This is a genomic window from Streptomyces sp. NPDC050439, from assembly GCF_040655335.1.
Taxonomy (GTDB): Bacteria; Actinomycetota; Actinomycetes; order Streptomycetales; family Streptomycetaceae; genus Streptomyces.
This window is the reverse complement of the sequence record NZ_JBFAJT010000018.1, coordinates 19975-46356: the sequence shown is the minus strand read 5'-3', so window position 1 is coordinate 46356 and position 26382 is coordinate 19975. Positions and strand designations below refer to the sequence as shown.

At 71.7% G+C, this 26382-nt stretch carries 30 protein-coding genes; 12 read left to right on the top strand and 18 right to left on the bottom strand.

Annotated elements, in window-relative coordinates:
- Positions 1 to 244 precede the first annotated feature (244 nt).
- On the top strand, positions 245 to 1933 hold the full coding sequence (gene lnt / locus AB0I66_RS42670; protein WP_363213498.1) for an apolipoprotein N-acyltransferase: 1689 nt from the start codon (positions 245 to 247) through the stop codon (positions 1931 to 1933).
- On the opposite strand, the gene AB0I66_RS42665 is transcribed toward lnt, so the two are convergent.
- Positions 1857 to 2762: a Gfo/Idh/MocA family oxidoreductase gene (locus AB0I66_RS42665; RefSeq protein ID WP_363213497.1), complete on the bottom strand. Its 906-nt coding sequence runs from the start codon at positions 2760 to 2762 to the stop codon at positions 1857 to 1859. The two genes, lnt and AB0I66_RS42665, sit on opposite strands and share 77 nt — an antisense overlap.
- 20 nt (positions 2763 to 2782) lie before the next feature.
- Positions 2783 to 4036 (bottom strand): FAD-dependent monooxygenase, encoded by a 1254-nt coding sequence (locus tag AB0I66_RS42660; protein WP_363213496.1) that lies wholly within the window; start codon positions 4034 to 4036, stop codon positions 2783 to 2785.
- Between the two features lie 116 nt (positions 4037 to 4152).
- Here AB0I66_RS42660 and AB0I66_RS42655 point away from each other — a divergent pair, with 116 nt between their 5' ends.
- Complete coding sequence (locus tag AB0I66_RS42655) at positions 4153 to 4788, top strand: TetR/AcrR family transcriptional regulator (RefSeq protein WP_363213495.1); 636 nt, start codon at positions 4153 to 4155, stop codon at positions 4786 to 4788.
- A 250-nt stretch (positions 4789 to 5038) separates the two neighbouring features.
- A complete protein-coding gene (locus AB0I66_RS42650; RefSeq protein WP_363213494.1) occupies positions 5039 to 5497 on the top strand; it encodes a hypothetical protein in 459 nt (152 codons plus the stop codon).
- A 20-nt stretch (positions 5498 to 5517) separates the two neighbouring features.
- Here AB0I66_RS42650 and AB0I66_RS42645 read toward each other — a convergent pair whose 3' ends face one another.
- Both AB0I66_RS42645 and AB0I66_RS42640 read right to left on the bottom strand, forming a co-directional pair.
- Entirely contained in the window at positions 5518 to 6006 is a 489-nt protein-coding gene (locus AB0I66_RS42645; RefSeq protein ID WP_363213493.1) for a hypothetical protein, read from the bottom strand.
- Between the two features lie 106 nt (positions 6007 to 6112).
- Positions 6113 to 7075 carry a transcriptional regulator gene (locus AB0I66_RS42640; RefSeq protein WP_363213492.1) on the bottom strand — a complete coding sequence of 321 codons (963 nt, stop codon included), beginning with the start codon at positions 7073 to 7075 and terminating at the stop codon, positions 6113 to 6115.
- Positions 7076 to 7136: 61 nt separating this feature from the next.
- Here AB0I66_RS42640 and AB0I66_RS42635 point away from each other — a divergent pair, with 61 nt between their 5' ends.
- Positions 7137 to 7598 (top strand): DUF3224 domain-containing protein, encoded by a 462-nt coding sequence (locus tag AB0I66_RS42635; protein ID WP_363213491.1) that lies wholly within the window; start codon positions 7137 to 7139, stop codon positions 7596 to 7598.
- Positions 7599 to 7600: 2 nt separating this feature from the next.
- Here the strand turns inward: AB0I66_RS42635 and ung are convergent, their stop codons facing one another.
- The 6 genes from ung to AB0I66_RS42605 form a co-directional block, all read right to left on the bottom strand.
- A complete protein-coding gene (gene ung, locus AB0I66_RS42630) occupies positions 7601 to 8269 on the bottom strand; it encodes a uracil-DNA glycosylase (RefSeq protein WP_363213502.1) in 669 nt (222 codons plus the stop codon).
- 133 nt (positions 8270 to 8402) lie between these two features.
- Positions 8403 to 9980 (bottom strand): ABC transporter substrate-binding protein, encoded by a 1578-nt coding sequence (locus AB0I66_RS42625; RefSeq protein WP_363213501.1) that lies wholly within the window; start codon positions 9978 to 9980, stop codon positions 8403 to 8405.
- A gap of 197 nt (positions 9981 to 10177) precedes the next feature.
- Positions 10178 to 10933 (bottom strand): SDR family oxidoreductase, encoded by a 756-nt coding sequence (locus tag AB0I66_RS42620; RefSeq protein WP_363213490.1) that lies wholly within the window; start codon positions 10931 to 10933, stop codon positions 10178 to 10180.
- Positions 10934 to 10969: 36 nt separating this feature from the next.
- On the bottom strand, positions 10970 to 11731 hold the full coding sequence (fabG, locus tag AB0I66_RS42615) for a 3-oxoacyl-ACP reductase FabG (protein ID WP_363213489.1): 762 nt from the start codon (positions 11729 to 11731) through the stop codon (positions 10970 to 10972).
- Positions 11732 to 11867: 136 nt separating this feature from the next.
- Positions 11868 to 12257 carry a DUF3037 domain-containing protein gene (locus AB0I66_RS42610; RefSeq protein WP_363213488.1) on the bottom strand — a complete coding sequence of 130 codons (390 nt, stop codon included), beginning with the start codon at positions 12255 to 12257 and terminating at the stop codon, positions 11868 to 11870.
- Positions 12254 to 13045 (bottom strand): HipA family kinase, encoded by a 792-nt coding sequence (locus AB0I66_RS42605; RefSeq protein ID WP_363213487.1) that lies wholly within the window; start codon positions 13043 to 13045, stop codon positions 12254 to 12256. Before AB0I66_RS42605 ends, AB0I66_RS42610 begins: the two co-directional genes overlap by 4 nt.
- A 90-nt stretch (positions 13046 to 13135) precedes the next feature.
- Here AB0I66_RS42605 and AB0I66_RS42600 point away from each other — a divergent pair, with 90 nt between their 5' ends.
- Positions 13136 to 13600: a Rieske (2Fe-2S) protein gene (locus AB0I66_RS42600; RefSeq protein ID WP_363213486.1), complete on the top strand. Its 465-nt coding sequence runs from the start codon at positions 13136 to 13138 to the stop codon at positions 13598 to 13600.
- On the opposite strand, the gene AB0I66_RS42595 is transcribed toward AB0I66_RS42600, so the two are convergent.
- Positions 13587 to 14228, bottom strand: coding sequence for a cysteine hydrolase (locus AB0I66_RS42595; RefSeq protein ID WP_363213485.1), 642 nt, complete (start codon positions 14226 to 14228; stop codon positions 13587 to 13589). The genes AB0I66_RS42600 and AB0I66_RS42595 overlap by 14 nt on opposite strands.
- A 175-nt stretch (positions 14229 to 14403) precedes the next feature.
- On the opposite strand from AB0I66_RS42595, the gene AB0I66_RS42590 reads away from it, so the two are divergent.
- Positions 14404 to 14883, top strand: a complete 480-nt coding sequence (locus tag AB0I66_RS42590) for a pyridoxamine 5'-phosphate oxidase family protein (RefSeq protein ID WP_363213484.1) — start codon at positions 14404 to 14406, stop codon at positions 14881 to 14883.
- Between the two features lie 16 nt (positions 14884 to 14899).
- Here the strand turns inward: AB0I66_RS42590 and AB0I66_RS42585 are convergent, their stop codons facing one another.
- Entirely contained in the window at positions 14900 to 15802 is a 903-nt protein-coding gene (locus AB0I66_RS42585) for a LysR family transcriptional regulator (RefSeq protein WP_363213483.1), read from the bottom strand.
- A 74-nt stretch (positions 15803 to 15876) separates the two neighbouring features.
- On the opposite strand from AB0I66_RS42585, the gene AB0I66_RS42580 reads away from it, so the two are divergent.
- Positions 15877 to 16875, top strand: coding sequence for a DMT family transporter (locus AB0I66_RS42580; protein ID WP_363213482.1), 999 nt, complete (start codon positions 15877 to 15879; stop codon positions 16873 to 16875).
- Here AB0I66_RS42580 and AB0I66_RS42575 read toward each other — a convergent pair.
- Positions 16834 to 18315, bottom strand: a complete 1482-nt coding sequence (locus tag AB0I66_RS42575; RefSeq protein ID WP_363213481.1) for an aminotransferase class I/II-fold pyridoxal phosphate-dependent enzyme — start codon at positions 18313 to 18315, stop codon at positions 16834 to 16836. The genes AB0I66_RS42580 and AB0I66_RS42575 overlap by 42 nt on opposite strands.
- 35 nt (positions 18316 to 18350) lie before the next feature.
- Here AB0I66_RS42575 and AB0I66_RS42570 point away from each other — a divergent pair, with 35 nt between their 5' ends.
- Positions 18351 to 19073, top strand: a complete 723-nt coding sequence (locus tag AB0I66_RS42570; protein ID WP_363213480.1) for a pyridoxamine 5'-phosphate oxidase family protein — start codon at positions 18351 to 18353, stop codon at positions 19071 to 19073.
- A 223-nt stretch (positions 19074 to 19296) separates the two neighbouring features.
- Here the strand turns inward: AB0I66_RS42570 and AB0I66_RS42565 are convergent, their stop codons facing one another.
- The 3 genes from AB0I66_RS42565 to AB0I66_RS42555 form a co-directional block, all read right to left on the bottom strand.
- Positions 19297 to 20295 carry a DMT family transporter gene (locus AB0I66_RS42565; RefSeq protein ID WP_363213500.1) on the bottom strand — a complete coding sequence of 333 codons (999 nt, stop codon included), beginning with the start codon at positions 20293 to 20295 and terminating at the stop codon, positions 19297 to 19299.
- A 162-nt stretch (positions 20296 to 20457) separates the two neighbouring features.
- Positions 20458 to 21480, bottom strand: a complete 1023-nt coding sequence (locus AB0I66_RS42560) for an EamA family transporter (RefSeq protein WP_363213479.1) — start codon at positions 21478 to 21480, stop codon at positions 20458 to 20460.
- A 46-nt stretch (positions 21481 to 21526) separates the two neighbouring features.
- A complete protein-coding gene (locus AB0I66_RS42555) occupies positions 21527 to 22141 on the bottom strand; it encodes a Clp protease N-terminal domain-containing protein (RefSeq protein WP_363213478.1) in 615 nt (204 codons plus the stop codon).
- A gap of 197 nt (positions 22142 to 22338) precedes the next feature.
- Here AB0I66_RS42555 and AB0I66_RS42550 point away from each other — a divergent pair, with 197 nt between their 5' ends.
- Positions 22339 to 22527, top strand: a complete 189-nt coding sequence (locus AB0I66_RS42550; protein WP_363213477.1) for a hypothetical protein — start codon at positions 22339 to 22341, stop codon at positions 22525 to 22527.
- Between the two features lie 32 nt (positions 22528 to 22559).
- Here AB0I66_RS42550 and AB0I66_RS42545 read toward each other — a convergent pair whose 3' ends face one another.
- The gene (locus tag AB0I66_RS42545) at positions 22560 to 23339 is read right to left on the bottom strand and encodes a putative protein N(5)-glutamine methyltransferase (RefSeq protein ID WP_363213499.1); all 780 of its coding nucleotides are present in this window, start codon (positions 23337 to 23339) and stop codon (positions 22560 to 22562) included.
- A 343-nt stretch (positions 23340 to 23682) separates the two neighbouring features.
- Between AB0I66_RS42545 and AB0I66_RS42540 the strand changes: the two genes are divergently transcribed.
- Positions 23683 to 24111 carry an SRPBCC family protein gene (locus AB0I66_RS42540; protein WP_363213476.1) on the top strand — a complete coding sequence of 143 codons (429 nt, stop codon included), beginning with the start codon at positions 23683 to 23685 and terminating at the stop codon, positions 24109 to 24111.
- Positions 24112 to 24220: 109 nt separating this feature from the next.
- Here AB0I66_RS42540 and AB0I66_RS42535 read toward each other — a convergent pair whose 3' ends face one another.
- Positions 24221 to 24841, bottom strand: coding sequence for a PadR family transcriptional regulator (locus AB0I66_RS42535; protein WP_363213475.1), 621 nt, complete (start codon positions 24839 to 24841; stop codon positions 24221 to 24223).
- Between the two features lie 165 nt (positions 24842 to 25006).
- Here AB0I66_RS42535 and AB0I66_RS42530 point away from each other — a divergent pair, with 165 nt between their 5' ends.
- Both AB0I66_RS42530 and AB0I66_RS42525 read left to right on the top strand, forming a co-directional pair.
- Positions 25007 to 25402, top strand: a complete 396-nt coding sequence (locus AB0I66_RS42530) for a dihydrofolate reductase family protein (RefSeq protein ID WP_363213474.1) — start codon at positions 25007 to 25009, stop codon at positions 25400 to 25402.
- A gap of 109 nt (positions 25403 to 25511) precedes the next feature.
- Complete coding sequence (locus tag AB0I66_RS42525) at positions 25512 to 26333, top strand: PhzF family phenazine biosynthesis protein (RefSeq protein WP_363213473.1); 822 nt, start codon at positions 25512 to 25514, stop codon at positions 26331 to 26333.
- The last annotated feature ends 49 nt before the right edge of the window (positions 26334 to 26382 follow it).

Below are 26382 nucleotides of genomic sequence, written 5' to 3'. Positions count from 1 at the left end.
GTGCGCTCGGCGCGCGGTGTGAAGGGTCATGTGGCGGAGCCACCTGTCCCTTTGCGCCGTGCGGCGAGAGTGCGTGCCGGGCGTCGCGACGCCACGGAGATCCGTCAGAAGGGCCCTAGGGGACGAACCGGGAAGCGGCCGGGGGAACAGCCCGGAAAACGCGTGGCAGGCGCACTGTCCTAGATCGTCCGGGGCGCGCACACTGGAGGGACGACCGGGCGTCGGGGACCGAGGGAGGCGCTGCATGGAACCACCACGCGACGAGCGGAACCCACGGCAGCCACGCCTCACGGCCGCTTCGGCGGCGGGGCTGCCGGCGTCGGCCCGCTGGCGTGGCGTCATCGCCGTCGCCGCCGGCGCGCTTCCGGCCCTCGCGTTCCCCGCACCCTCGTTGTGGTGGTTCGCCTACGTCGCGCTCGTGCCCTGGATCGTGCTGGCGCGCTCGGCGGGCACGGGTCGCAGGGCGGCGATCGACGGATGGCTCGGCGGCCTCGGGTTCATGGTGGCGGTGCATCACTGGCTGCTGCCGAGCCTCCACGTGTTCACCCTCGTCATCGCCGCGCTCCTCGGCCTGTTGTGGGCGCCGTGGGGCTGGCTCGTGCGGCGCCTGCTCGGCGGGGTTCTCACACCGGGGCGGACCGCGGCCGCGCTGGTCGTCCTGCCGTCCGGCTGGCTGATGGTGGAACTGGTCAGGTCGTGGGAGGGACTCGGCGGCCCGTGGGGGCTGCTCGGCTCCAGTCAGTGGCAGGTCGAACCCGCCCTGCGGCTGATGTCGGTGGGCGGGGTGTGGCTGGTCAGCGCCCTGCTCGTGGCCATGAACACCGCCGTCGCGGCGCTCGTCGTGGCGCTCGGCCCGGTCCACGCCGTCCGCTCGCCGGGGACGGCCCGCACCTCCGTCGCCAGGGTCATCCCCGCCACCGCCGGCCTCGTGGCGGTGGCCGCCGTGACCACCTCCGCCTGGGCGTGGGCGCCGCGCCCCGAAGCCGCGGGCGGGATGCGCGTGGCCGTCGTCCAGCCGGGCGTCATCGACGGGGTGGGAGGCCCCGACAAGCGCCTCGCGCGCGAGGAGGAGCTGACCCGCGGCCTGGCGGGGCAGGACCTGGACCTCGTCGTTTGGGGCGAGAGCAGCGTCGGGTACGACCTCGCGGAGCGCCCCGACGTCGCTCGGCGGATAGCCGCGCTGTCCCGGGAGGTCGGCGCGGACATCCTGGTGAACGTGGACGCGCGCCGCTCCGACCGGCCCGGCATCTTCAAGAGCTCCGTCCTGGTGGGCCCCGAGGGCCCGACCGGCGACCGCTACGACAAGATGCGGCTCGTCCCCTTCGGCGAGTACGTCCCCGCCCGTTCGCTCCTCGGCTGGGCGACATCCGTGGGCAAGGCGGCGGGCGAGGACCGCAGGCGCGGCGAGCGTCCGGTGGTGATGGACGTGGGAGGCGGCCTGAAGGTCGGCCCGCTGGTGTGCTTCGAGTCGGCGTTCCCCGACATGAGCCGTCATCTGACGCGTGAGGGCGCCCAGTTGCTGCTTGCGCAGTCGTCCACCTCGACGTTCCAGTCCAGTTGGGCGCCCGAGCAGCACGCGTCGCTCGCGGCGGTGCGGGCCGCCGAGACCGGCCGCCCCATGGTGCACGCCACGCTCACCGGCGTCTCCGCGGTGTACGGCGCGGGCGGCGAGCGGGTCGGAGCACCGCTCGGCACCTCGGCGAGCGCCACGTCGACGTACGACATTCCGCTGGCCGAGGGCGTCACGCCGTACGTCAGGCTGGGCGACTGGCCCGTGCACACGGCCCTGGCCGTGCTCGCGGTGCTGTGCGCGGCCGAGGGCGTGCGGGCCCTGCGAAGGCCCGCGAAGGGTCGCCTCAGGCGGCCTGCTCCTGAGCCGCACGGACCACACGCTCGCACAGCTCATGGGTCGCCAGCGCATCCCGGGCGCTGAGCACCTTCCCCGCCCGCACGGCGTCGAGGAAGGCGAGCACCACCTGCTCGATGCCGCGCTGCCGGGCCACTGGCACCCAGTCACCGCGCCGCCGCACGCTGGGCTGGCCCTTGTGGTCGACGACCTCGGCGAGGTTGATCACCTGGCGCTTGGTGTCCTGACCGGACACCTCGAGGATCTCCTCGGTGGAGCCGCTCAGCCGGTTCATCACGCCGAGCGCGGTGAACCCGTCCCCCGCGAGCTGCAGCACGACATGCTCCATGAGCCCGTCCTGGATGCGGGCGCGCACGCCGACGTGGTCGATCGGCCCCGGCGCCAGGAAGCGCAGGGTGTCCACGACGTGGATGAAGTCGTCCAGGACGAGCGTGCGCACGTCCTCGGGCAGACCGACGCGGTTCTTCTGCATCAGGATCAGCTCGCGCGGGTGCTCGACGCACTGCGCGTAACCGGGCGCGAAGCGGCGGTTGAAGCCGACGGCGAGACTGACCCCGCGCTCCTCGGCCAGGCGCACGAGCCGCTGCGAGTCGGCGAGTTCGTACGCCAGGGGCTTGTCGACATAGGTGGCCACGCCCGCTTCGAGCAGCCGCGTCACGATCTCCGGGTGAGCGGCGGTCGAGGCGTGCACGAAGGCGGCGTCGAGGCCCTGGGCGAGCAGCGCGTCCAGGTCGGTGTGGCAGCGCGCCTCGGGGATGTGGTGGGTGCCCGCGACGCGGGCCAGGGTCGCGGGCGTGCGCGTCTGCAGGTGCAGCTCGACCCCCGGCAGGGTGGTGAGCACAGGCAGGTACGCCTTCTGTGCGATGTCACCAAGTCCGATACAGCCGACCTTCACCACTGTCCCCTTTGTCTTCGCTAACGCTGTGCGAGTTCCGCTCCCGCAGCATACGGCTGCTGCGGCGGCCGCCAGTCGGCGATGGAGGCGAAGCTCCGCAGGATCAGGTTCGGGCCGAGGCGCCCGGCGGCGGCGATGACCTCGTTGCGTACGGCGATGAGCGGGGCGCTCGTCAGGTGGTTCATGCGGGCCGCACGCGCCGCCTGCCGGACGATCGCCGTGGTGCGCGGCACCCGTGCCGCGCTGTGCCGGGCAAGCCCGGCGGCCAGGTCGCCTCCCGGTTCCGCGTGGTGGGCCAGGACGACCGCGTCCTCGATGGCCTGGTTGCCGCCCTGGGCCAGCGTGGGCGCCATGGCGTGCGCGGCGTCGCCGATGAGGACGACCCTGCCGCGGTGGTGGTGGGCGAGGGGCGTGGTCATGTGGCGCACGTCGTTGCGCAGGATGTCCTCGGGGCGCGCGCCGGCGATGATCTCGGGGATCGGGTCGTGCCAGTCGGCGAAGCGGCGCGCCAATCCGGCCTGCTCGCCGTCGGGGCTGTGGCCGCCCTCGGGGACGGTGGCGGTGGCGTACGCGTAGATCCTGCCGTCCTTGAGCGGATGGGTGCCCCAGACACCGCCGTGACCCCAGGTCTCGTGCGGCTCGAAGGGGCGGCCGGGCGCGGGGACCACCAGGCGCCAGGCGGTGAACCCGGCGTACGTCGGCTGCGCGTGAGCCGGGAACAGGGCCGTGCGCACGGCCGAGTTGATGCCGTCGGCGCCGACCACGAGGTCCGCCTCGATGTCTCCGCCGTCGGTACGGACGACGGCCCTGCGGTCCGCCGCCCCCGGATCGGCGAGCTCGGCCCGCACCCCGGTGCGCAGCGCGTCCGCGGGCAGCGCGGTGACGAGCAGGTCGACGAGGGTGGCGCGATGGACGAGGACCAGCGCGCCGCCGAACTCCGCGGCGGTCGCCGCCGCGGATGTCCGCACGAGCCAGCGCCCGTCCTGCGCGCGCATGCCGCCGCCGCCCTCCCAGGCGGCGAGGGCGCGGACCCGGTCACCGAGCCCGAGGACGTCCAGGGCGCGCTGGGAGTTGGGCGCGAGCCCGATTCCGGAGCCGACGGGCTCCAGGGTGGCGGCCTTCTCCAGGACGGTGACCCGCCAGCCCGACAGGTGCAGGGCGATGGCAGAGGTGAGGCCACCGATGCCTCCGCCGATGACGACGGCGTGGGGCTTGGGGCGGCGGGAGGGCTGACGGGGCCGCCTGGGCTGCTGAGGCTGCTGGGGCTGTGCCATGACTCTGCTCCTCGTACTCGCGCTCACGAACGCGCTCACATACCGCGCAACTACAGCTGTAGTGGATGACACACCGAAGGTACTACACCTGTAGTGAAGGCGGCTAGGGTGGCCGTATGCCCGCACCCACCACACGCACGACGCCCACCGCGCGCATCCCCCTCACCCCCCGCACCGAACTGCTCGCTGACACGGCACTCGCCCTGCTCTCCGAGCGAGGCATGCGAGGGCTGACGCACCGGGCGGTGGACGAGGCCGCTGGGCTCCCGCAGGGATCGACCTCGAACCACGCGCGCACGCGGCTCGCGCTTCTGGAGGCGGCGGTACGGAGGCTGGCGGACCGGGAGGCCGAGGTGCTGGGCCTGCCGGACCCGGCGCATTCGGGGCCGGAGGGCCACGGAAGCCTCGAGTCCGTGATCGTGACCCTCGCCCAGGCGCTGCACCGCTACCTGACGGACGACCACCGCGACCTCTTGATCGCCCGCTATGAACTGGCCCTGGAAGCCACCCGCCGGCCAGAGCTACGCGCTTTCTACGACGCCACAGGGTCACGCTTCACGGAGCCCTTGGTCACCCTGATGCGCACCCTGGACTCACCGGCCCCGGAGCGACACGCGCTGTCGCTGGTGGCGTGGAGCGAAGGTCTGCTGTTCGCCCACGCGGCAGGCTCGTACCGCACATCGCCCCCGAGCGAGCAGACCCTGCGGACAGGCCTCACGGAGCTACTGCGGGGAATGTTCCCGAAGGCATGAAACCGGGCCACCCGCCACCGTGGCCTCACTGAACCCCGCTTCCCACAGAGCGCGCCAGAACCCGTCGGCCATCGGGTGGGCGGTCGAGAAGAAGCCGGCGCAGGCCCACCGTCTCATCCATGCCCGGCCCACGGCCCAGAGCCCCGCGCCCTGCTCCCCCGCCGGCCGGAGACGCGCGCACTCACCCATGCGGGCCAACTTCCCCTCGTTCCCTCGCCGAAAGCACCCCCCACCCCTCAGAGTTGCGCGAATGCACCGAACCACGACCACCGCCACACTCCTGGCCTCCGTGGCGGTCACCGCCGTCTCGGGCTGTGTGAGCGTCGAGCGGCACCCCGTGCCCGGACCGTCCGCCGCGAGCGCCCCGCCCCCGGCACCCCGCGCCGACGGCAACTCCCGCCCGCGCGTCGTGGAAGCCCCCGCCCGTGAAGCACTGGAGCTCATCGAGACCCCGCGCGCCCCGGCGCCCCGCGCCACCGGCACCGCACCGACCGTCCCCGCCGCACAGCCCCGTACGGCCGATCGCGCGCGCCCCTCGGACCTGCCCCCGCAGCGCCGCGCCCCGCGGCCCAAGGCCGCCGAACCGGCCGCCCTGCCCACCGCCGCCGCGTCCACGGTCGCGGACCTCTGCGCCCTCGGCAAGCAGTACGGCGACTGGCAGCCGGACAGCCCCGAAGCCGTCATCTGCCAGAACGCTTACGGGCGTTGACCCTCACACACCCGGAGCACTCACTCGACCTCGCTGCCCTCCCCCAACTGCAGCTCCAGCCTCCCGATGGCCGCCCTGACCCCGTCCCCGTACCCGTCGTCCCCCAGGGCGCCGACCGCCCCGCGCGCCCGCCGGATGTGGTTGCGCGCCGCCTCGGGGCGCCCCAGCTTCGCGTAGTCCGCCGCCAGGTTCAGGTGCAGCGAGGGGTAGAAACCGCGGACCGCGATGGAGTCGTGGTGCTCGTGCAGGCGCTCGTCCGTGAGCTCGTCCGCCGCCGACAACGCCCGCAAGTCCCAGGCCAGTTCGTCCGAGGGGTCCTCCTGCGTGTCCGCCATGTAGTGCGCCAGCGTGCAGCGGTGCAGCGGGTCGCCCTCCTCGCCGATCTCCGACCACAGACCGAGGAAGCGGTCCTGCGCCTCCTCACGGTCACCCCCGTGGTGCAGCATGACCGCCTGCCCGATCCGGGTCATCATGGCGTCTTCCGCCGCCTGCTCCTGCTGCTCCGCCACCGGGTCCTCCACACTCGTACGCCCATCGTGCCCATCGTGCCCACCGCTCTCGACGCTAGCCGCCCCCACTGACAATCACGGTCAGGCGCGATCGGCCGCGAGGCGCTCACGCATACCGCTGGGCCAGCCCGGTGACGGTCCTCGCCACCTCGGCGCGCAGTTCGGGCGGGCCGAGCACCTCCGCCTCCAGGCCGAGCCTGATCAGGTCACTCACGGCGACGGGCAGTGTCTCGACCTCCAGATCGACCACCCTCCGGCCCGCCGCGTCCGGCTCGCCCGCCGCCTCCACGGCCCGTGTCCCCGCCGCCCCGAACATCGCGGGCAGCAGCCGAAGCCCCGCCGGCGTCACCCGCACCCGCGCCGTCCCCTGCAGCACACGCGCCTGCAGGTCGCGTGACGCGCTCTCCCAGTAGGCGGCCAGATCGAACCCGGCGGGCCGCTCGGAGTCCTCGTCCGTCGCCGTCACCTCCAGGAACCGTGAGACCCGGTAGGTGCGTACGGTGCCGTCGGCGGCCGCCACCAGATACCAGTTGCCCGCCTTGAGCACGAGCCCCAAGGGGTGCAGTGCGCGCCGCACTTCGCCGCCCCACCGCCGGTAGTGCGCCCGCAGCACACGTTGCCGCCACACGGCGTCGGCGACCACGGACAGCAGCGGCGCCGGATCGGCCGCGCGGAACCAGCCCTCCGCGTCCAGGTGGAAACGCTCCTGGATCCGGCGCGACCGCTCCCCGAGCCCGGCCGGAAGCGCCGCCCCCAACTTGAGCTGCGCGGTGACCAGTTCGGCCCCGAGGCCCAGATCAGCGGCGGCGGCCGGCATCCCGGCGAGGGCGAGGGAGTCGGCCTCGTCGTCGGTGAGGCCGGTCAGCCGGGTGCGGTAGCCGTCCATCAGCCGGAAGCCGCCCGCCGGACCCCGCTCGGCATAGACGGGCACACCGGATGCGGCGAGAGCCTCTACATCCCGGTAGACGGTCCGCACCGAGACCTCTAGCTCCCCGGCGAGCTCGGGCGCGGTCATGCGCCCCCGGTTCTGGAGCAGCAGAAGCAGGGCGAGAAGACGGTCGGCGCGCATGGAATCAAGTCTGCACCGGTACCTGACAGAAGGTGTCAGGTACCGGTGACAGGCTTCTCACATGACGACGAACACATCGACCGCAGCCACCGCCACACCCGCAACCTCAGCCACCACCACGACAACAGCCACTGGCACCTTCACCTTCTCGCACTGGGACGAGAAGCCGGTCGCCGGAGCCGAAGGCGGCGCCCGCATCGCGCACGCCGCCGTGACCAATGACTTCACCGGCGCCATCGAGGCCACCGGCACCTCGTGCGAGTACACGCTCGTGTACACCGACGAGACCACCGGCGCCTTCGTGGGCTACGAGTTCATCGAAGGAACCGTCGACGGCCGCGCGGGCTCCTTCGTCCTGGAGCAGCGCGGCTCGTTCGGCGCCGACGGCACCATCACCTGCACCCTGACCGTGCAACCCGGCTCGGGATCAGGGGAGTTGACGGGCCTCACCGGCACCGGCGCGTTCACCGCACGACATGGCGAGACCACCGTCCCGTACACCCTCACCTACGAGATCAACTGAACTCAGCCCAGGTTCGGAATCCGCCAGTCGATCGGCTCGTGTCCCTGCGCCGCCACCGCCTCGTCGATCTGCGTGAAGGGGCGCGAGCCGAAGAACTTCTTCGCGGAGAGCGGCGAGGGGTGCGCGCCCTTCACGACCACGTGCCGCTCCTCGTCGATGAGGGGCAGCTTCTTCTGGGCGTAGTTGCCCCACAGGACGAAGACAGCGGGGTCCGGGCGGTCGGCGACCGCGCGGATCACCGCGTCGGTGAACTTCTCCCAGCCCTTGCCCTTGTGGGAGTTGGCCTCTCCGGCGCGGACCGTGAGCACCGCGTTCAACAGCAGGACGCCCTGCTGGGCCCACGGCATCAGATAGCCGTTGTCCGGCACGGGGTGGCCGAGCTCCTCCTTCATCTCCTTGTAGATGTTCCGCAGCGAGGGCGGAGTCTTCACGCCGGGCCGCACGGAGAAGCAGAGGCCGTGCCCCTGCCCCTCCCCGTGGTACGGGTCCTGGCCGAGGACAAGCACCTTGACCTGGTCGTACGGCGTCGCGTCGAGCGCGGCGAACACCTCGTCACGCGGAGGGTAGACGGGGCCCTGCTCCCGCTGTTGCTCGACGAACTCGGTGAGCTCCTTGAAGTAGGGCTTCTGCAGCTCCTCGCCGAGGACTCCGCGCCAGGACGCGGGCAGCATGGCTGCGTTCAAGGGGTCCGTCACGTCAACAACCTCCGGTGTGCGGTCACTTCTCACCACAGAACCTACCGGCGACCACTGACAATCACTTCGCTGCCCGCTGCCCGAGCGCGCTGCGCACTCCCGCGACCGGCTACCAGCTGGTCTTGCGCTCCAGCTCCCACATCATCATGATCGCCGAGGGGTCCAGGGCGCGCTCGCCGCCCGCGATCTCCTCGCTCGCCATGATGTACTGCTTGCCCTGCCACAGCGGCAGCAGCCGCGCGTCGTCGACGAGGAGCTTCTGGGCCCTCTCGAAGTCGTCGGCCACCGCGCCCCGGTCGGCCTCGCGGCGCGAGCGCGGCAGCACCTCGTCGGTGATCTCCGGTGCCGGGTAGGGCGTGTTGAGCACGTTCTTCTCGCCGATGAACGGCGCGATGAAGTTCTCCGCGTCGGGGAAGTCGGGGAACCAGCCACGGCCGAAGACCGGGTACTCGCGCTTCTTGGTGCCGGCGTCGAACTCGGTCCAGGGACGGCTCTTGAGCGTGATCTTGAAGAGTCCCGAGTCCTCCAGCTGCCGCTTGATCTCCTCGAACTCCCCGGCGGTCGCCGAGCCGTAGCGGTCGGTGGTGTACCAGAGCGTGAGCGGCACGGGTTCGTTGATGCCCGCACCCTTGAGGATGTTGGCGGCCTTGCTGTCGCTGGGGTTCCCGTAGTCGTCGAAGAAGCCCGTGCCGTGCCCGGTGAGCCCCTGGGGAACCATCGAGTACAGCGGCTCGACGGTGTCCTGGTAGATCTTGTGGGCGATGGCCGGACGGTCGATGACCTGGGCGAAGGCCTGGCGGACCGGCTTCTTCTTGGCCCACGGGTCGTCGGGGTTGAACACCAGGTAGCGGATCTCGGTGCCCGAGCCCTCCACGAGCTGGATTCCCTCACGCGCGTGCTTGTTGGCCTGCATGTCGACGATGTCCGTGGCCGCGAGTCCGCGGAAGGTGACGTCGATCTGCTTGTTCTTCAGGGCCTCGACCATGGTGGCCGACTTCTTGAAGTAACGGATCGTGACGGCGTCGTTCTTGCGGTCGGCCGCGCCCTTGTAGTTCGTGTTCTTGACCAGCTCCGCCCGCTCACCTGCCTTGTACGACTCCAGGGCGTACGGTCCCGAGCCCGCGATGGACGAGCCCTCGCGGAGCTTGTCCGCCGGGTACTCGCGCGGGTCGACGATCGACATGGCGGGCGTGGAGAGCACGAACGGGAAGGTGGCGTCCGGCTTCTTGAGCCGGAACGTGACCGTGCGGTCACCCTTCGTCTCGACCGAGTCGAGCGACCCGAGCAGACCTGCCGGCCCGCCCTTCACGTCGATGCGCCGCATACGGTCGAAGGTGTACTTGACCGCCTTGGCGTCGAGCGCGTGGCCGTCGGAGAACTTGAGGTCCTCGCGCAGTTCGCAGGTGAAGACGGTGTTCGTCGCGTCGGCGAACTTGCAGGACTCGGCCGCGTCGGGCTCGGGCTCGGCCGCCCCGCTGGGGAAGCTGAGGAGCGTCTGGAAGACGTTGCGGTACAGCTCCCAGGAACTGTCCCAGGCAGCGGCCGGATCGAGGGTGCTGGGAGCACTCATGGTGCCGACGGTGATCTTCTGTTCCTCGTCGGACTCGTCCGACGAGAAGATTCCGCATCCCGAGAGGAGGGACAGGGACACCAGCGCCGCGGCCGGCCGCAGGCCCCGGTGGGGCAGCCCGGCCAGGCCACGGAGACCCGCCGCCGCCACCAGGCGAACTTCACTGAACACGCGCACGCTCCTCGATCGGCCATGCCATGGGTCGGGAGACAATATCGCAATGCCCCGCCGGGCCAACTTGCGGCGCCGACGGGGCACTTGATGCGGGTGTACGTCCCTTTTGGATGGCGTACCTGGCGATTGCCGGGGCTTCGTCAGCTGACGCCCGCATTGAGGAAGATGCCGCCATCGACCACGAGTGTCTGTCCCGTGATCCAGTCCGACTGACCGGACGTGAGGAACGCGGCCGCGCCCCCGATGTCCTCCGGCACACCCAGCCGCCCCAAGGGGTACGCGGCTGCGGCCTCCGCCTCGCGGCCCTCGTAGAGCGCCTGGGCGAACTTGGTCTTGACCACGGCGGGCGCGATCGAGTTGACCCGCACCTTCGGCGCGAACTCGTGCGCGAGCTGCAGGGTGAGGTTGACCATGGCGGCCTTGCTCATGCCGTACGCGCCGATGAACGGCGAGGGGGCGACGCCCGCGACGGAGGCGATGTTCACGATCGCGCCGCCGTTCTCGCTCTGCCAGGCCTTCCAGGTCTGCTGGGCGAAGCCGAGCGCCGAGATCACGTTGGTCTCGAAGACCTTCCGTGCCACATTGAGGTCGAGCTCCGCCATCGGCCCGAACACCGGGTTCGTGCCGGCGTTGTTGATCAAGAAGTCGACCCGCCCGAAGGCCTCCATGGCGCGCTCCACGGCGACCGCCTGGTGGGCCTCGTCGTGGGCCTTGCCCGCGACGCCGATGACGCGGTCGGCGCCGAGCTTCTCGACGGCCTCCTTGAGCGCGTCCTCGTTGCGTCCCGTGATGCACACACGGTCACCGCGGGCGACGAGCGCCTCCGCGATGCCGTAGCCGATCCCGCGGCTGGCGCCCGTGATGAGCGCGGCCTTTCCGCTGTCCTGCACTGTCATCTCCGCATCCCTCCGAACCGGACCACCGGAACCGAACTAGTTGAGCGGGCCGCCGGCCACGTACATGACCTGACCCGAGACGAAGCCCGCCGCGTCGCCCGTGAAGAAGGCGATGGCGTTGGCGATGTCGTCGGGGCGGCCGACGCGCTGCACCGGGATCTGGGTGGCGGCCGCGGCCTGGAAGTCCTCGAAGCCCATGCCGACGCGGTCGGCGGTGGCCTTGGTCATCTCGGTGACGATGAAGCCGGGGGCCACGGAGTTGGCGGTGACGCCGAACTTGCCGAGCTCCTTGGCGAGGGTCTTGGTGAAGCCCTGCAGGCCCGCCTTGGCCGCGGCGTAGTTGACCTGGCCGCGGTTGCCGAGCGCGGAGGACGAGGAGAGGTTCACGATCCGGCCGAACTTGGCGTCCACCATGTGCTTCTGGCAGGCCTTCGACATCAGGAAGGCGCCGCGCAGGTGCACGTTCATGACCGTGTCCCAGTCGCTCGCGCTCATCTTGAAGAGGAGGTTGTCGCGGAGCACACCGGCGTTGTTCACGAGGATCGTGGGCGCGCCGAGCTCGTCGGCGATCCGGGCGATGGCCGCCTCGACCTGAGCCTCGTCGGACACGTCGCAGCCGACGGCGATCGCCTTGCCACCGGCAGCGGTGATCTGCGTGACGGTGTCCTTGCAGGCGGCCTCGTCGAGGTCGATCACCGCGACGGCGCGGCCTTCGGCGGCCAGACGCACGGCGGTCGCCGCGCCGATGCCTCGCGCTGCTCCGGTCACGACCGCGACGCGCTGCTCAGTGGTGGACATGCTGGTTCTCCTCGCCCTGTGGGATGCGGCTCTACGGTACGCCCCGATGGTGAGCGACCGCTTAGTACCTTCAGCTGAACGAGACGCTAGAAGCCCTGGCACCCGGTGTCAACGGCACACCGAGGCCTGTGATTCTTTACCTCACCAGTAGGCCGAGGAGTCGGTCCACCTCTGCGGCAGGATCCGCGGTCAGGCCCGTGTGCACCGGCCCCGGCTGCACGACGGTCGAGCGCGGGGCGATCAGCCAACGAAAGCGCCGTCCGGCGTCGTCCCGCTCGGCCTGACCCGCCGCCTCGCCCCCGGCGCAGATCCGCTCGACGGCGCCGAGCGCCGCCCGGATGCCGTCGAGGTCGGCTTCGGGGTCCAGCGCCCGCAGCTTGCCCTCGTCAAGGTGCGTGCGGGCGGCCACGAAGGACTTCGCCCGGCAGTAGACGACGACGCCCGCGTTGAACTGCTCGCCGCGCTCCACGCGCGGCACCACGCGCACCAGGGCGTACTCGAAGACGTCCCGCTCGGTCGCTGTCACTGGGTGGCACCCTTCCGCTGCGGCCGGGGCAGCTGGATCCGCTCGTGGATGGTCTTGGCGCGCGGCAGCAATGCCGTCACATAGGCGCGGCGTACGGCGTCGGGGTCCTCGAAGCCCGGCTCGTCCACCAGCCACGCGTCGGGCACGTCGGCCGCGACGGCGGCGAGCAGTTCCTCGGTGACGAGGGGGGCGAGCTCGGCGGCGGCGGACGCGACGTCGGGGCCGAAGGGCGCGAGGGCGTGGTCGGAGGCGTCGTACGGCTTGGCGGCCGCCGTCTCGGCGGTACGCCAGTTGTGGTGCCAGATCATGCTCGCGCCGTGGTCGATGAGCCACAGCTCGCCGCCGGTCATGAGCATGTTCGGATTGCGCCAGGAGCGGTCGACGTTGTTGATGAGCGCGTCGAACCACACGACACGGCCGGCCTCGGCGGGGCCGACGTCGAAGGCGAGCGAGTCGAAGCCGAGCGCGCCCGAGAGGAACTCCATCCCCAGGTTCAGACCGCCGCTCGCCTTGAGCAGCTCCTGCACCTGCTGGTCGGGCTCGCCCAGGCCGAGCACGGGGTCGAGCCGGACCTGCGCCAGGCTCGGCACCCGGAAGCCGAGGCCGCGCGCCAACTGGCCGCAGATCACTTCGGCGACGAGGGTCTTGCGGCCCTGTCCGGCCCCGGTGAACTTCATGACGTACTGCGCGTACGTTCCCCCGTCGTCGACGGCCTCGACGAGGCCGGGGAGCGATCCGCCCTCCCGCAGGGGCGTCGCGTAGCGGACCGCGGTTACTTCGGTGAGCATTGCCCCAGGTTAATGCCGGTCCGAACTCGGTTCGCGCAAGAAGTGCTTGAGCGCTTGAACACGGCGGCCCGTGGTCTCGTACCACCGGGCATGACCATTTCGAAGGAATCCATGGGCCCGCCCTCCCGCCGTTCGGTCGTCGCCGCCGCGGGTGTCGTCAGCCTGGCCGCGGCCCTCGCGGCCTGCGGTGAGAGCGACGACGGTTACGGCTCCGACCAGGTGGACGAGCAGACGCCCGCCGAGGCCGATGCCCCGGCGGGAGCCGCCGGGGCCGCGCTCGCCAAGACGTCGGAGATCCCGGTGGGCGGCGGCAAGATCTTCAAGGACCAGGGTGTGGTGGTGACCCAGCCGACGGAAGGTGATTTCAAGGCCTTCTCGAACCGCTGCACCCATAAGCAGTGTCCGGTGACGAGTGTCGAGGGCGGCACCATCAACTGCCCTTGTCACGGCAGCAAGTTCTCCATCGCCGACGGGAGCGTGAAGGCCGCCCCGGCACCGAAACCGCTGCCCGCCGCCGAGATCAAGGTGGACGGGGACACGATCACGCTGGCCTAGGGCGCTTCCAGGTGGAGAGGATCTCCTCGGTGGTGGCGATGGTGGCCACCAGGGAGAGCGTGTTGCGGATCATCGCGGGTGCATAGTCGGAGGGGACTCCCGCGATGGCGTCCGACGGCACGACGGCGGTGTAGCCGAGGTTCACGGCGTCGAAGACGGCGTTCGGTATCGCCACGTTCGCCGACACACCGGTCACCAGGAGGGTGCGACAGCCCAGGTTGCGCAGCAACGGGTCGGCGTCCGTGCCGGCGAGGGGCGAAAGGCCGTGCAGCCGCCGCACGACGAGGTCCTCGTCGGCCACCTCGACGGGCGGCGCGATCCGCACGGCCCTGGTCCCGGAGAGCTGCTGCACGGGCAGCCGCCCGGCGGCACGGAAGAGGCGGGCGTTGCGGTTGGCCCCGCGACCGTCGGGACGGCGTTCGGCGACGGCATGCATCACCTGCACCCCGGCCAGGTGGGCGGCGGAGACGAGCCGCGCGACATTGGCGAGGCAGCCCGACGAGCGCGCCTCGTCGGCGAGTTCGGGCAGCGCGCTCTCCGTCCCCACCACCCCCTGCTGGCACTCGACGGTCATCAGTACGGTGGTGGCGGGATCGAGGAGTTCCCTGAGCTGTTCGTACGACGGCATCGCTCCCCCTGTCCGGGTCGCCCGGGCCGGTCGAGGCGGGCTGCGCCCGGGATGCGCGGAGGTTAGCCGCCATTGCGTCACGGCGGAAGAGACCGCATGCTTTCCTGACGCGAGAAACTGACGCTCAGTCAGTTCCCTTCGTGTGCCCACCTTTTCCACACGCGCGGGAGGACCGATGGCCGTCACACAGCGCCGGGGCCGCAGGATCATGATGTCGCCGGACGAGCTCGACGCCTACCTCGGCGCGGAACGCACCTGCCGGGTCGCGACCGTGTCCGGCGACGGCGCCCCGCACGTCAGCGCGCTCTGGTTCGCCTGGGACGGCACGTCCCTGTGGCTGTTCTCGATCACCCGCAGCAAGCGCTGGGCCGACCTGCGGGGCGATCAGCGGATCGCCGTGGTGATCGACTCCGGCGTGGAGTACGGGGAGCTGCGGGGCGTGGAGCTGTCCGGGTCGGCGGTCTTCGTCGCCGAGTCGCCGCGCATGGGCGAGCCCTGCCCCGAACTCGACGCCCCTGAGCGGCTGTTCGCCCAGAAGTACTTCGGGATGGACTCGATGCCGCACGACGGGAAGCACGCCTGGATCCGGCTCACCCCCGAGGCGATCACGTCCTGGGACTTCCGGAAGCTGACTGATCTGCCGGCCCGCCCTTGATCCTGTCGGTCCGGCCCTAGCGCAGCCCGGCCCCCGCCACCTGGAGCGCCTCCACCGCCGCCCTGATCGAGGGGCGGCGGTCGGCGTCCGCGCGCCACACCACGTACACATGCCGGCGCACCCGGTGGCGCACCGGAACGGTCCTGACCCCGGCCGGCATCGGATCGCGCCCCAACTGGGGCGCCACGCACACACCGAGACCCGCGGCCACCATCGCGAGCTGGGTGTGGTGCTCCTCCGCGCGGTGCGCGATCCGCGGCTCGATGCCCTTGGCGCGCAGCGTGAACATCAGCCACTCATGGCAGAACTCCCCCTCCGCCCACGCGATCCACTCGTCGTCCGCGAACTCCTCCAGGTCCACCTCCGCACGGTCGGCGAGGGGGTGCGCCGCGGGCATGGCGACATCGGCGGGGTCGTCCAGGAGGGGCGCCTTGACCAGACCTCCGGGCATCGGCAGCGGCTTGTTGTACCAGTCGAGGACGACCGCGAGGTCGATGTCGCCGCGCACCACGGCGGCCACGCCGTTCTGCGGCTCCATCTCCTGGGAGCGGACGCGCAGGCCGGGGTGTCCGGCCCGCAGGGCGGTGAGCGTGGCGGGCAGCAGGCCTCGCATCGCCGTGGGGAACGCGGAGATCCGCAGCTCGCCGACGGCCTTGCCGCGCTGCTCCTCCAGGTCGGACTGGGCGAGTTCCACCTGCGAGAGGATGCGCGCGGCGTGCTCGGCGAGCAGCCGTCCGGCATCGGTGAGGCGCACTCCGCGGCCGTTCTTGGCCAGAAGCTGCTGACCCACCTCGCGCTCCAGTTTGGTCATCTGCTGCGAGACGGCCGACGTCGTGACGTGCAGCCCGGCCGCGGCGCCGCTGACCGATCCGTGCCGGGCCAGTGCGTCGAGCGTGCGCAGGCGCTCCAGGTTCAACATGTAAGCGATGCTACGCGATACTGGGCAGCTAATTTCGCTTGTTCTACGAGGTCGCAGGCTTCAATGTGACGTACATGCGCGTCACCACCCCCCCTCCCGGCTCCACCATTCCTCCCGAGCCCCCCGCCGCCACATCCCCCACCGCTTCCGGCATCGCCGAACCGAAGCGCCGCCCCGCCCTCGGCTGGCGGCTCCGCTTCGGCATCCTCTCGCTGATCTGGGGCTTCAGCTTCCTGCTGATCAAGGTCGGCACGGAGGGGTACGCCCCCTTCCAAGTCACCCTGGGGCGCCTCCTGTTCGGCACAGCGGTCGTCGCGGCCGTCCTCGTCACGAAGCGCGAGCGGCTCCCGCGCGGGGCACGGACCTGGGCACACCTCACCGTCTCCGCGCTGCTGCTCAACGCCCTGCCGTTCTCGCTCTTCGCGTACGCGGAGCTGACGATCCCCTCCACGCTCGCCGGCATCTGCAACGCGACCTCGCCCCTGTGGGGCATGGCGCTCTCGATGGTCGCCCTCTCCGAGGACCGGCCGACGCGGCGCAGGGTCGCGGGGCTCGGCATCGGGTTCCTCGGCGTGCTCACGGTGCTCGGTGCCTGGCAGGGCTTCAGCGGCCTCGACCTGCGCGGCACGTCGCTGGCGCTGCTCGCCTCGCTGAGCTACCCGATCGGCTGGATCTACGTACGCCGCACCCTGGCCGGTTCCGGCCACTCGAACCTGTCGCTGACCGGCGCCCAGCTCCTTGTCGCGACCGTCGAACTGGCCGTCGTCACTCCGCTGTTCACGTCCCTGCCCACGCACTTCCCCGTCGTGCCTCTCCTCGCGATCGTGGCACTGGGTGCCGTCGGGACCGGCCTCGCCTTCCTGATCCAGTACGGCCTTGTCGCCGAGGTCGGTCCGACGACGGCGCAGATGGTCACGTACTTCGTGCCGGTCATCGCCACCGCGGCGGGCGTCGCCCTGCTCGGCGAGTCCCTGAGCTGGTCGACGCCGGTCGGCGCACTGATCGTCCTGGCGGGCGCGGCGCTCACCCAGTCAAGGCCGCGCGATCGCTCGCGGAAGCCCGCTCACTCGTAGCGCCGCGCGGGAGCGGGCCCGGGGGGGGGGGGGGGGGGGGGGGCGGCCCCCCCTCCATATGGGAGGCCCCCCCCGCGCGCCCGCAGAGGGCGCCGCCCGCCCCCCCCCCCCGGGCGCGCGGGGGGGGGGCGGCCGCGGGGGGCCCCCCGCCCCCCCCCCCCCCACCACTTCGATGTCCTCGTCCCCGAGCGTCGACACCGTGATCCGCACCCCGGGCCGCGCACCCATCCGGAAGCGGGCGCCGGGAGCGACGGCCCACCCCGCGTGCAGCAGCCTGGCGACCGCCCCGGTCTCGTCCGGCACGGGAATCCACACGTTCATGCCGCTGCGCCCGTGCGCCGTGACGCCCCGCCGGGCCAGCGCGGCGATCAGGGCATCGCGCCGCCTTCCGTACGAGGCGGCCACCGCACCCGTGTTCACCGCCCCCTCCGTCCACAGCCGCACGACGGCGCGCTGCGAGATGTGACTGACCCACCCGGGGCCGAGCCGTTGGCGCCCCTGGACGCGATCGACGGTGACGGCGTCACCGGTCAGCAGGGCCAGGCGCAGGTCGGGGCCGTAGGCCTTGGCCGTGGAGCGGATGAACGCCCAGCTGCGGGTCACGCCCGCCAGCGGGTGCAGCGGCAGATCGACGATGGCGTGGCCGTGGTCGTCCTCGACGAGCAGCACGTCCTTGTGCGCGGAGAGGACCTTGCGCAGCGCACGCGCGCGTGGGGCACTGATCGCGGCGCCCGTCGGGTTCTGCGCACGGTCGGTGACGATGAGCGCCCGGACACCACCGCGCAACGCGTTCTCGGTGTCGGCGGGCAGCGGCCCCTCGTCGTCGACACCCACCGGGACCGTCCGCAGACCGAGCACCGGCATCAGATCGAGCAGACTGCCCCAGCCGGGGTCCTCGACCGCCACCGCGTCACCGGGCTTGAGATGGGCGGCAAGGACCCGCTCGATGGCATCGAGGGAACCGGACGTGACGGCCACGGGACCGTCCGGCACGCCGTCCTCGTCGAGGGCCACGCGCGCGTGGCGGGCCATTTCGGGGTCCACGGCCTCCTCGCCGTACAGCACGGGACGCCGGTCGCCCTCCGCGGCCGCCGCCGCGAACACCTGGGCGAGCGACGGCAGCAGAGCCGTGTCCGGGTTGCCGTTCGACACGTCACGCACACCGGCAGGCACATCCACCCGGATCAGCTCACGCACCGTCGTCGCGGGCTTGGGGCGGATGCGGCTGCCGCGCCGCCCCGCCGTCTCGATGACGCCGCGTTCGCGCAGCGTCCGGTAGGCGGCGGCCACCGTATTGGGATTCACCCCGAGCCGTTCCGCCAACTCGCGCATCGGCGGCAGGAGTTGACCCGGCTCCAGGTCACCGCCGCCCACCGCGCGCTCCACGCTGGCAGCGATCTCGGCTGCGCGCCGGCCTTCGATCCGATACTCTCCTAGCACAAACGAGATTATGCACTAGTGCAATGGAGAATGCAATGAGCGTCGCATCCGAGTCCGGCATCGGGCCCGTCACCGGCACCAGCGCCGACACCGCCTCGTACGCGCCGACCGACCTCACCGTCCCCACCCGCGGCCGTGACCGCGCCGCGTACGACCAGGAACTGGTGCACGCGATACTCGACGAGGCGTACGTCTGCCACCTGGGGTTCGTGCGTGACGGCGCTCCGGTCGTCCTGCCGACGCTGTACGGCCGGGTGGGCGAGCGCCTCTACGTGCACGGCTCGACGGGTTCCCGGCCGCTGCGGATGGCGGCCGACGCCCGGCGCCAGGAACAGGACCCCGGTCTCGCGGTCTGCCTGACCGTCACGCACGTCGACGGCCTGGTCCTCGCCCGGTCGGCCTTCCACCACTCGATCAACTACCGCTCCGTGGTGATCCACGGCACCGCCCACCAGGTCATCGACCCCGAGGAGAAGCGGGCCGCCCTCGACGCGCTCGTCGACCACGTCGTGCCGGGCCGCTCCGCCGACTCCCGCCCCGCGAACGCGAAGGAGCTCGCGGCGACCGCCGTACTGAGCCTCGACCTCGCCGCGGTCTCCGCCAAGGTGCGCACCGGCGGCCCGAACGACGACCCCGAGGACATCGGCCTCCCGCACTGGGCCGGAGTAGTCCCGCTGCAGAAGTCCCACGCCCCACTCATCCCGTCCCCCGACCTGGCACCCGACATCGAGGCACCCGACTACTTGATCGAACTGTGACGCCACCCCACCCCTGCGGGGGGGGTGCCCCGCAGGGGGCGCGGGGAACGGCGCGCAGGGAAGCGCCCCTAAGGGGCGCGGGGAACTGCGCGGCCAACCCCCACCGGGCCCGCAGGGAAGGGTCGTCAAGGGGCGCGGGGAACTGCGCGAACAACCCCCACGGGCCGGCAGACGCAGCACGCAGCTCAGGAACCGGCCCCCGGCAAAGCCCCCGAGAGCCCCGCTACACCGGTTCCAGCTGCGGCTCCCGCACCCGCGCAGCAACCGTCTCCGCCACCGCAAGCCCCGTCACCGCCGCAAGCATCAGCAGAGTGCCGAGCACCGTCGACAAGGTCAGTTCCTCGCCGAGCAGCACCACCGCGATGACCGCCGCGCTCAGCGGTTCGAGGAGCGTGATCACCGAGACGGTCGCGGACCGGATGACCGCGGCGCCCGCGAAGTACAGGGCGTAGGCGACCGCCGTCGGGATCACCACGATGTACAGCAGGTACAGACCCATCCGCGCCGCCTCCGCGGTGTGCGGGACGAGCCCCTCCACCGCGGCGAGCGGCAGCAGGCAGACGGACACCACGGCGAACGACCAGACCGTCGTGTCGGACGCGTCCGCGCCGCCGTCCCGCCCCCACCACCGCGTGAGCAGCGTCATCGTGGCGTACGCGGCCGCCGAGAGCAGCCCCCACCCGACGCCCACCGGACGGACGCTCGCGCCACCGCCGCCGAGGACGAGCACCACGAGCCCGGCAAGCGCACCGGCCACCGCGACGACACCGCCGAGCCCGAGCCGCTCCCCCATGGTGAACCGCGCCCCGAGCGCGATGAGCACGGGCCCCGCCCCCATCGTGACCACCGTGCCGACCGCGAGTCCGGTCGACTCGACGGCCGCGAAGTAAGCGGTCTGGAACACGGCGAGGGCCACGCCGGTCGCCACGATCCGCGGCAGCCTGCGCCGCAACGGCGCGCCCGCGCCCGAGGCGGCACCGGCACCGGCACCGGCACCGGCACCGGCGGACCGTCGGCGCGCACGCAGCACACGGACGGCGAAGAGCAGCACGAAGCCGCCCGCGCAGCGCCAGAAGGACAGGCTGGCCGGTCCCATGTCACTGGCGTCGAAGACCAGCGCGGCGGCGGCACCGGCGGTGCCCCAGGCCGTACCGGCGACGATCAGATAGAAGAGGCCTCGTCCGACGGACAGGCCGGAGACAGCAGTCGACGTACTCGACACATTCGACACGTGAGTTCTCCGCAGAAAGAAAAAGAAGGTCCCTGGCTCCGTCTGCGGGCAGCGTCGTTCCACCCGGCAACCGCCGGGTGTGATCCGGGAAGTGCCCGCGCCTAAGCGGCCGGGGGCGGAAGAACGAGCGCGCGTGAATGCATGATCAACACCTTAGACAGCGGTACCGGTCGACGACAACCGCTCTTCCGCCCCCGGCCGACCACCCGCGGTGGGCCCCTCCGGGGGCTTGGTGGGCGCGGACGACTGGGCGATGAACGCCCCCGCGAGCACCACGGCACCCCCGATGATCTGCGGCGCCGACAGGTGTTCGCCCAGCAGGACCCAGGCGAGCACGGTGGCGATGACCGCTTCCAGACACGCCACGACGCCCGCCACCTGCGGCGAGAGCCGACGCACCGAGAGCACCCCGGTGACGTACGCCACGACGGTCGCGAGGAGCACGATCCAGGCGAGGAGCGCCCACGCGGGAACGGCCGAGCCGTCCATGTCCGCACTGCCCGCGAGCACCGACCAGTCCATGCCCCAGGGCCGCGCCACGACGGTCAGCACCACGGCGCCGATCAGCAGTCCGTACGCGATGACGCCGAGCGGGTCGGGAGCGTCGTCGCCCGCGTCGCTGCCCTGGTCGGACAGGACGAAGTAGCCGACCTGGCAGCACGCGGCGCCCAGCGCGAGCAGCAGCCCCACGGCGTCGAAGCTCAGCCCCGCCCACACCTCGACGACGCAGGCGAGCCCGCCGACCGCGAGCACCACGCCCACCGCGGCCGCGCGCGTCACGGGCCGCCGCTGCACGAAGCGCACCCAGCCGAGGACAAGGGCGGGCGCGAGGTATTCGACAAGGAGCGCGACCCCGACGGGGATACGGGATATCGACGCGAAGTAGAAGGCCTGGACACCGGCCACGGCGAGCAGGCCGAAGCCGAGGAGGAGCGCGGGCCTGCGAAGCAGCAGCCCGCGGTGCCGCCAGGCGACCGGCAGCATGACGAGGGCGGCGCCCGCCACCCGCAGCCACACCACGTGAAGCGGGTCGAGGCCCGCCTCGATCAGCGGCTTGGCCGCCACTCCCGAGCCACCGAAGGCGACCGCCGACACGAGGGCGAGCCCCAGGCCGACACCTCTCCCCCGGCTCAGCCCCGAGCCGGTCTGATTCCCCTGAGACGCTTGCACGGGCACATCATGACAGGAGGTGTCATGAGCGTCACCCCCGATAGGCCCTGTCTCAATCGGCGGACGTCTCCGCGTACGGATCAGCGGACGTCTCCGCATATCGATCGGCGAACGCGTCGGCCGGCGTCCCGGTGCGCGGGTCGCCCTCGATCCGCCGGAGTATCCGCTGCGCGTCGGCCCCGGCCCGCCCAAGCACCTCGACGGCGCGGCAGTCCGGATCGGCGACGAGCGCCGCGAGGAGGTCCACACCGAGGGCCTGCGGTTCGCCGCGGCGGTCGGCCCGCTCGATGGCCGCTTCCATGGCGGCGCTCGCGGACGGCGACCAGCCCGTCTCCTTCACGGGGCCCGAGTTGCTCTCCCGCACCACCGGCACCGTTCCGGAGTCCTCGACCGTCCCCTGCCACTGCAGGCCGTACCCGATGCTGCGCTGGACGAGATAGCCGAGCAGCCGGGCCACCTGCGCCCCCTGGTCGAAGGCGGCCCGCACCTCCGGGTCGGTCTCCAGGAGGGAGTGCAGCAGATGCGCGGTGTCGATCTGGCGGTCCCCGTCACGCACCGCACGCCGGCGCGCGCCGGCCACCACGGACGTCAGTGCGGCGCTCAGTCGGGAGTCGGTCTCTGCTCTGATCGGGCCGGGCTCGGCGCCCTGCGGGGTACGGCTTTGCACATCTTCCACCCCATCAGCCCCCGAGTGCGGCGTCATCGGCGGCGGGAAGCATCTTCGCGTCCGACACAGGTTGGGTACGCATGAGCGGCTTCTCCTCCTTACGGATGAGATCTGGCTGTTCTACCCCGAGGGGCGCGCGCCGCCTTGATTCGCGCCGGACACGCAACCACGGCGCACCGGTCACTCGTCTTTCGGGCATGGAGCGCAGGTGCTGGATGGTCGCGCTGCCGGCGATCGACGGCAGACAGTACGTGTACCGGGTGTACGCACCCGAAAACGCGCTGCCCGCCGACCTTTTCTGGGACGCCTGGCACTGCCACGACGAGGGCCCGTTCCCCAGGGCGTGCGATCTCTTCGACGCGGCGGTGATAAGCAGGGTGGGCTGACGCCGGCCTGCGTGACCGGCGCCGCCCGCGCCCTACGCGGGCCGCGTCCCGATGACGACCGTCGCGTACATCTCCTCGTCGCTCACCGACCGCGGCACAAGGCCTCCCTCGGCGACCGCCTCCATCGCGTACGGCACCTGTCGCTCGCTCGTCTCGAACAGCAGGCTGCCGCCGGGAGCCAGCCAGTGGGCCGCGTCGGCCGTCACCCGCCGCAGCACGTCGAGACCGTCCGCCCCGCCGTCGAGCGCCACCCGCGCCTCGTGGACACGGGCTTCCGGCGGCAGCAGACCGACCTCTTCGGTGGGAACGTAGGGGACGTTCGCCAGCAGTACGCCGACACGGCCACGGAGGGCGTCCGGCAACGGCTCGTAGAGATCGCCCTCGTAGACCCGTCCCCCCACGTCGGCGACGTTGCGGCGTGCGCAGCGAACGGCGGCGGGGTCGATGTCGGCGGCGTGCAGTTCTATCCCGTCGACCGCGGCGCCGAGCGCGGCCCCGAGCGCCCCCGAGCCGCAGCACAGGTCGACGGCGACGGCGCCGGGCGCGGCAAGGGCGGTGGCCTGCCGCACGAGGAACTCGGTGCGCCTGCGCGGCACGAAGACCCCCGCATCCACGGCGATCCGCAGACCGCGGAACTCCGCCCAGCCAAGGACGTGTTCGAGGGGATGACCGATGACGCGCCGCTCCACCATGGCGGCGAGTTCGGCGGGGTCGCGCGCGGTGTCGACGAGCAACTCCGCCTCGTCCTCGGCGAAGACGCACCCGGCGGCGCGCAGCCGGGTGACGACGGCGGAAGGGATGAGGGCGGTCATGGGCGATGACGCGGAAGACGAGAAGGATGAAGCCGACATGCGAAGAGAAACCTTTCGGGACGCCTTGTGGGGCTCCCTCGGTCACCTATGCCGGGTGAACCGCGCGGTCGCGAAGGGGGAGCACCCGACCTGCTGCTGCGGTAATGGGTCTCACCTCCTGGGTCCGTCTTCCCGCGTCCGTCGCGAGGATGGCCACAGTACCTGACCTGCTCGCGGACGACATCGCAGGAGCGTCCAGCGCATCTGACGGTTCATCAGTGTTGAATGTTCCGGGCCCTGCGGCTACGTTCCGCGACACCGTAGCTGCGCCCCGCCGCAGCGCCCGAAGAAGAGGGGTCGTCGCATGGCCGAAGTCAGCGCGGAAGCACGGATCGAGGCGCCCGCCGAGAAGGTCTGGGCCCAACTCACGGACTTCTCCTCGTACGGCGAGTGGAACGCCACGCACACGAGTTTCCCGAAGGGCGCTCCCACCACGCTGGAGGAGGGCGGCACGTTCGAGGAGAACATGAAGCTGATGGGCTTCCCCGCCGAGGTCAACTGGACGGTCGAGGAGCTGACGAGCGAGCGCACGCTGGCGATCAAGGGCAAGGGCCCGATGGGCGTCACGGTCGGCACCCGCTACTCCCTCACCCCCGAGGGAAACGCGACGCTCGTACGCATCGACGGCGAGTTCACGGGCGCGGCGGTGTCCCTGATGGCGGGCAAGCTCAAGGATTCGGCGACGGCGGCCCTGAACGAGTCGCTGCGGAAACTGGCGGGCTTGGTGACCTGAGCCGCCCCCGCACATCCACCCCGCCTGCCCCTCCGACACACGAAGAGGCGCCCCACACGTGAAGTGCGGGGCGCCTCAGCGGCAATGGGGATCGCCGACCCCCACCACCTCAGTCCTCATCGGCGAGGATCAGGTACAGCTTCTTGCGGGCGTCGTTGATGACGGTGACAGCCTTCTCGCGCTGCTCCTTGCTGCCGGTCTTCCAGACCTGGCCGAACGCCTCCATCAGGCCGAAACCGGCCTGCCGGATCTCGCTCAGCGCCTCCCAGTCGACCCCGCGCCCGGCCTCTTCCCAGGGCGCGTCAGGACCTTCGTCGGCCGCGGTGCGACCGGCTTCGGTGAGCGAGAAGAGCTTCTTGCCGCCCTCGCTCGCGCTGCTGATCAGGCCCTCGTCCTCCAGGAGCTGGAGGGTCGGGTAGACCGAACCGGGGCTGGGCTTCCATGCCCCGCCGCTGCGCTCGGCGATCTCCTGGATCATCTCGTAGCCGTGCATCGGCCGGTCCTTGAGGAGAGCCAGGATCGACGCGCGTACGTCACCGCGCCTCGCCCTGCCTCGCGGACCGCCCCTGCCGCCGCGACCGCCCCAAGGGCCGCCGGGCCCACCGGGACCGCCGAAGCCGGGCCCAAAGGGACCGAACGCCGCGCGCCGCCCCTCGAAACCGCCGCGACCCTCGTGACCGGGGCCGCACTTTCCGCGTCCGTGCTCGTGTTCGTGACCGTGGGAACGCATGACAACCACTTCTCTTCCTGTGCATCTCGTAGGTGATCTATCGCGCCATCGTTGATCAGTCGCGATGCCTCAACGATATATCGGGAGCAGTCGTATGGCAAGCCCCCTTGCGAAGGGGGCCAGTCGCCCCGCCCCGCACTGTCGACGGGTTCGTCACCGGTCCGCATGTCTCCCGCGAGCAGCAGCTGGGTGACGGCGGACTGCCTCTGCACCAGTGGCTGCACCAGCCGGACCCACGCGACATCGGCCTGCTGGAGGAGATGCGCGGAGACGGTACGGGCCCCGTCCGTCTTCACCTTCGTCACCGACGGCATCCACGGCGCGGTGGCCCGGGCGAAGGCGGCCGCAGGCGGCAAGGCGGTCGCCGCGCACGACGCGAGCGCGGTTCAGCAGTGCATCGCGGCCGCGCTGCTTGACGAGATCCAGATCCACCTGGCCCCGGTTCTGCTGGGCGGCGGCACTCGGCTGTTCGAGCACTTGGGCGGCCGGTACCGGCTGAAGCGCACGCAGGTGATCGAGACGGCCCACGCCACCCACCTGAGGTTCAGCGTGCTCCGCTGACCGGCGCGGGGTGGTCGACCACCCCGGTGAAGCCATCGACGCCAATCGAGTCCACCCACCCCCGATTGGCCTTGTCCCACCCCCGCATTGGCCCGCTAGCGTCATATGTATGCCGACTTCTCACCGCATCCGCATCGTCGACGCCTTCACCGATCGGCCCTTCTCGGGCAACCCCGCGGGCGTTCTCCTCCTCGACGCCTTTCCCGATGACGCCTGGCTGCAGAACGTGGCCACCGAGGTCAATCACGCCGAGACCGCCTTCGCGCACCGCCTCCCCGCGGGCGGCGAGGCGGACTGGGCGCTGCGGTGGTTCACGCCCGCCACCGAGGTCGACCTCTGCGGCCACGCCACCCTCGCCACCGCCCACGTACTGCAGGTCACCGGCACCGCCGAAGGCCCCGTACGGTTCGCCACCCGCAGCGGCGTCCTGACCACGACCGCGCACGCCGACGGCACCGTCACCATGGACTTCCCGACAGCCCCGCTCACCCCGGTCGAGGTTCCCGACGGCGTGGCGCAGGCACTCGGCGCCGAGCCGCTCGCGGTGTTCGACGCCGGGGCGAACCTCGGCGACCTGCTGGTGGAGCTCGCCGACGAGAAGACGGTGCGCGCCCTCACCCCGGACCACAAGGCCCTCATCCGGCACTCCGAGCGCGGCATCATCGCCACCGCACAGGCCGAAGACCCCGCCCGCGGCTACGACTTCGTCTCCCGCGGCTTCTTCCCGCGCGTCGGCATCGACGAGGACCCGGTGACCGGCAGCGCCCACACGGCCCTGGCCCCCTTCTGGTCGGAGCGCCTGGGCCGCACGGAACTCACCGGCCTGCAGGCCTCGGCCCGCAGCGGCTTCGTCCGTACGGAGCTGCGCGGCGACCGCACCCTCCTGACGGGCCGCGCGGTCACCGTCATCGAGGGCGACCTGTATGCCTGACGTGACTGTCCTGACGTGACTGTGGGGACGTACGACCCAGCCTTCGTAC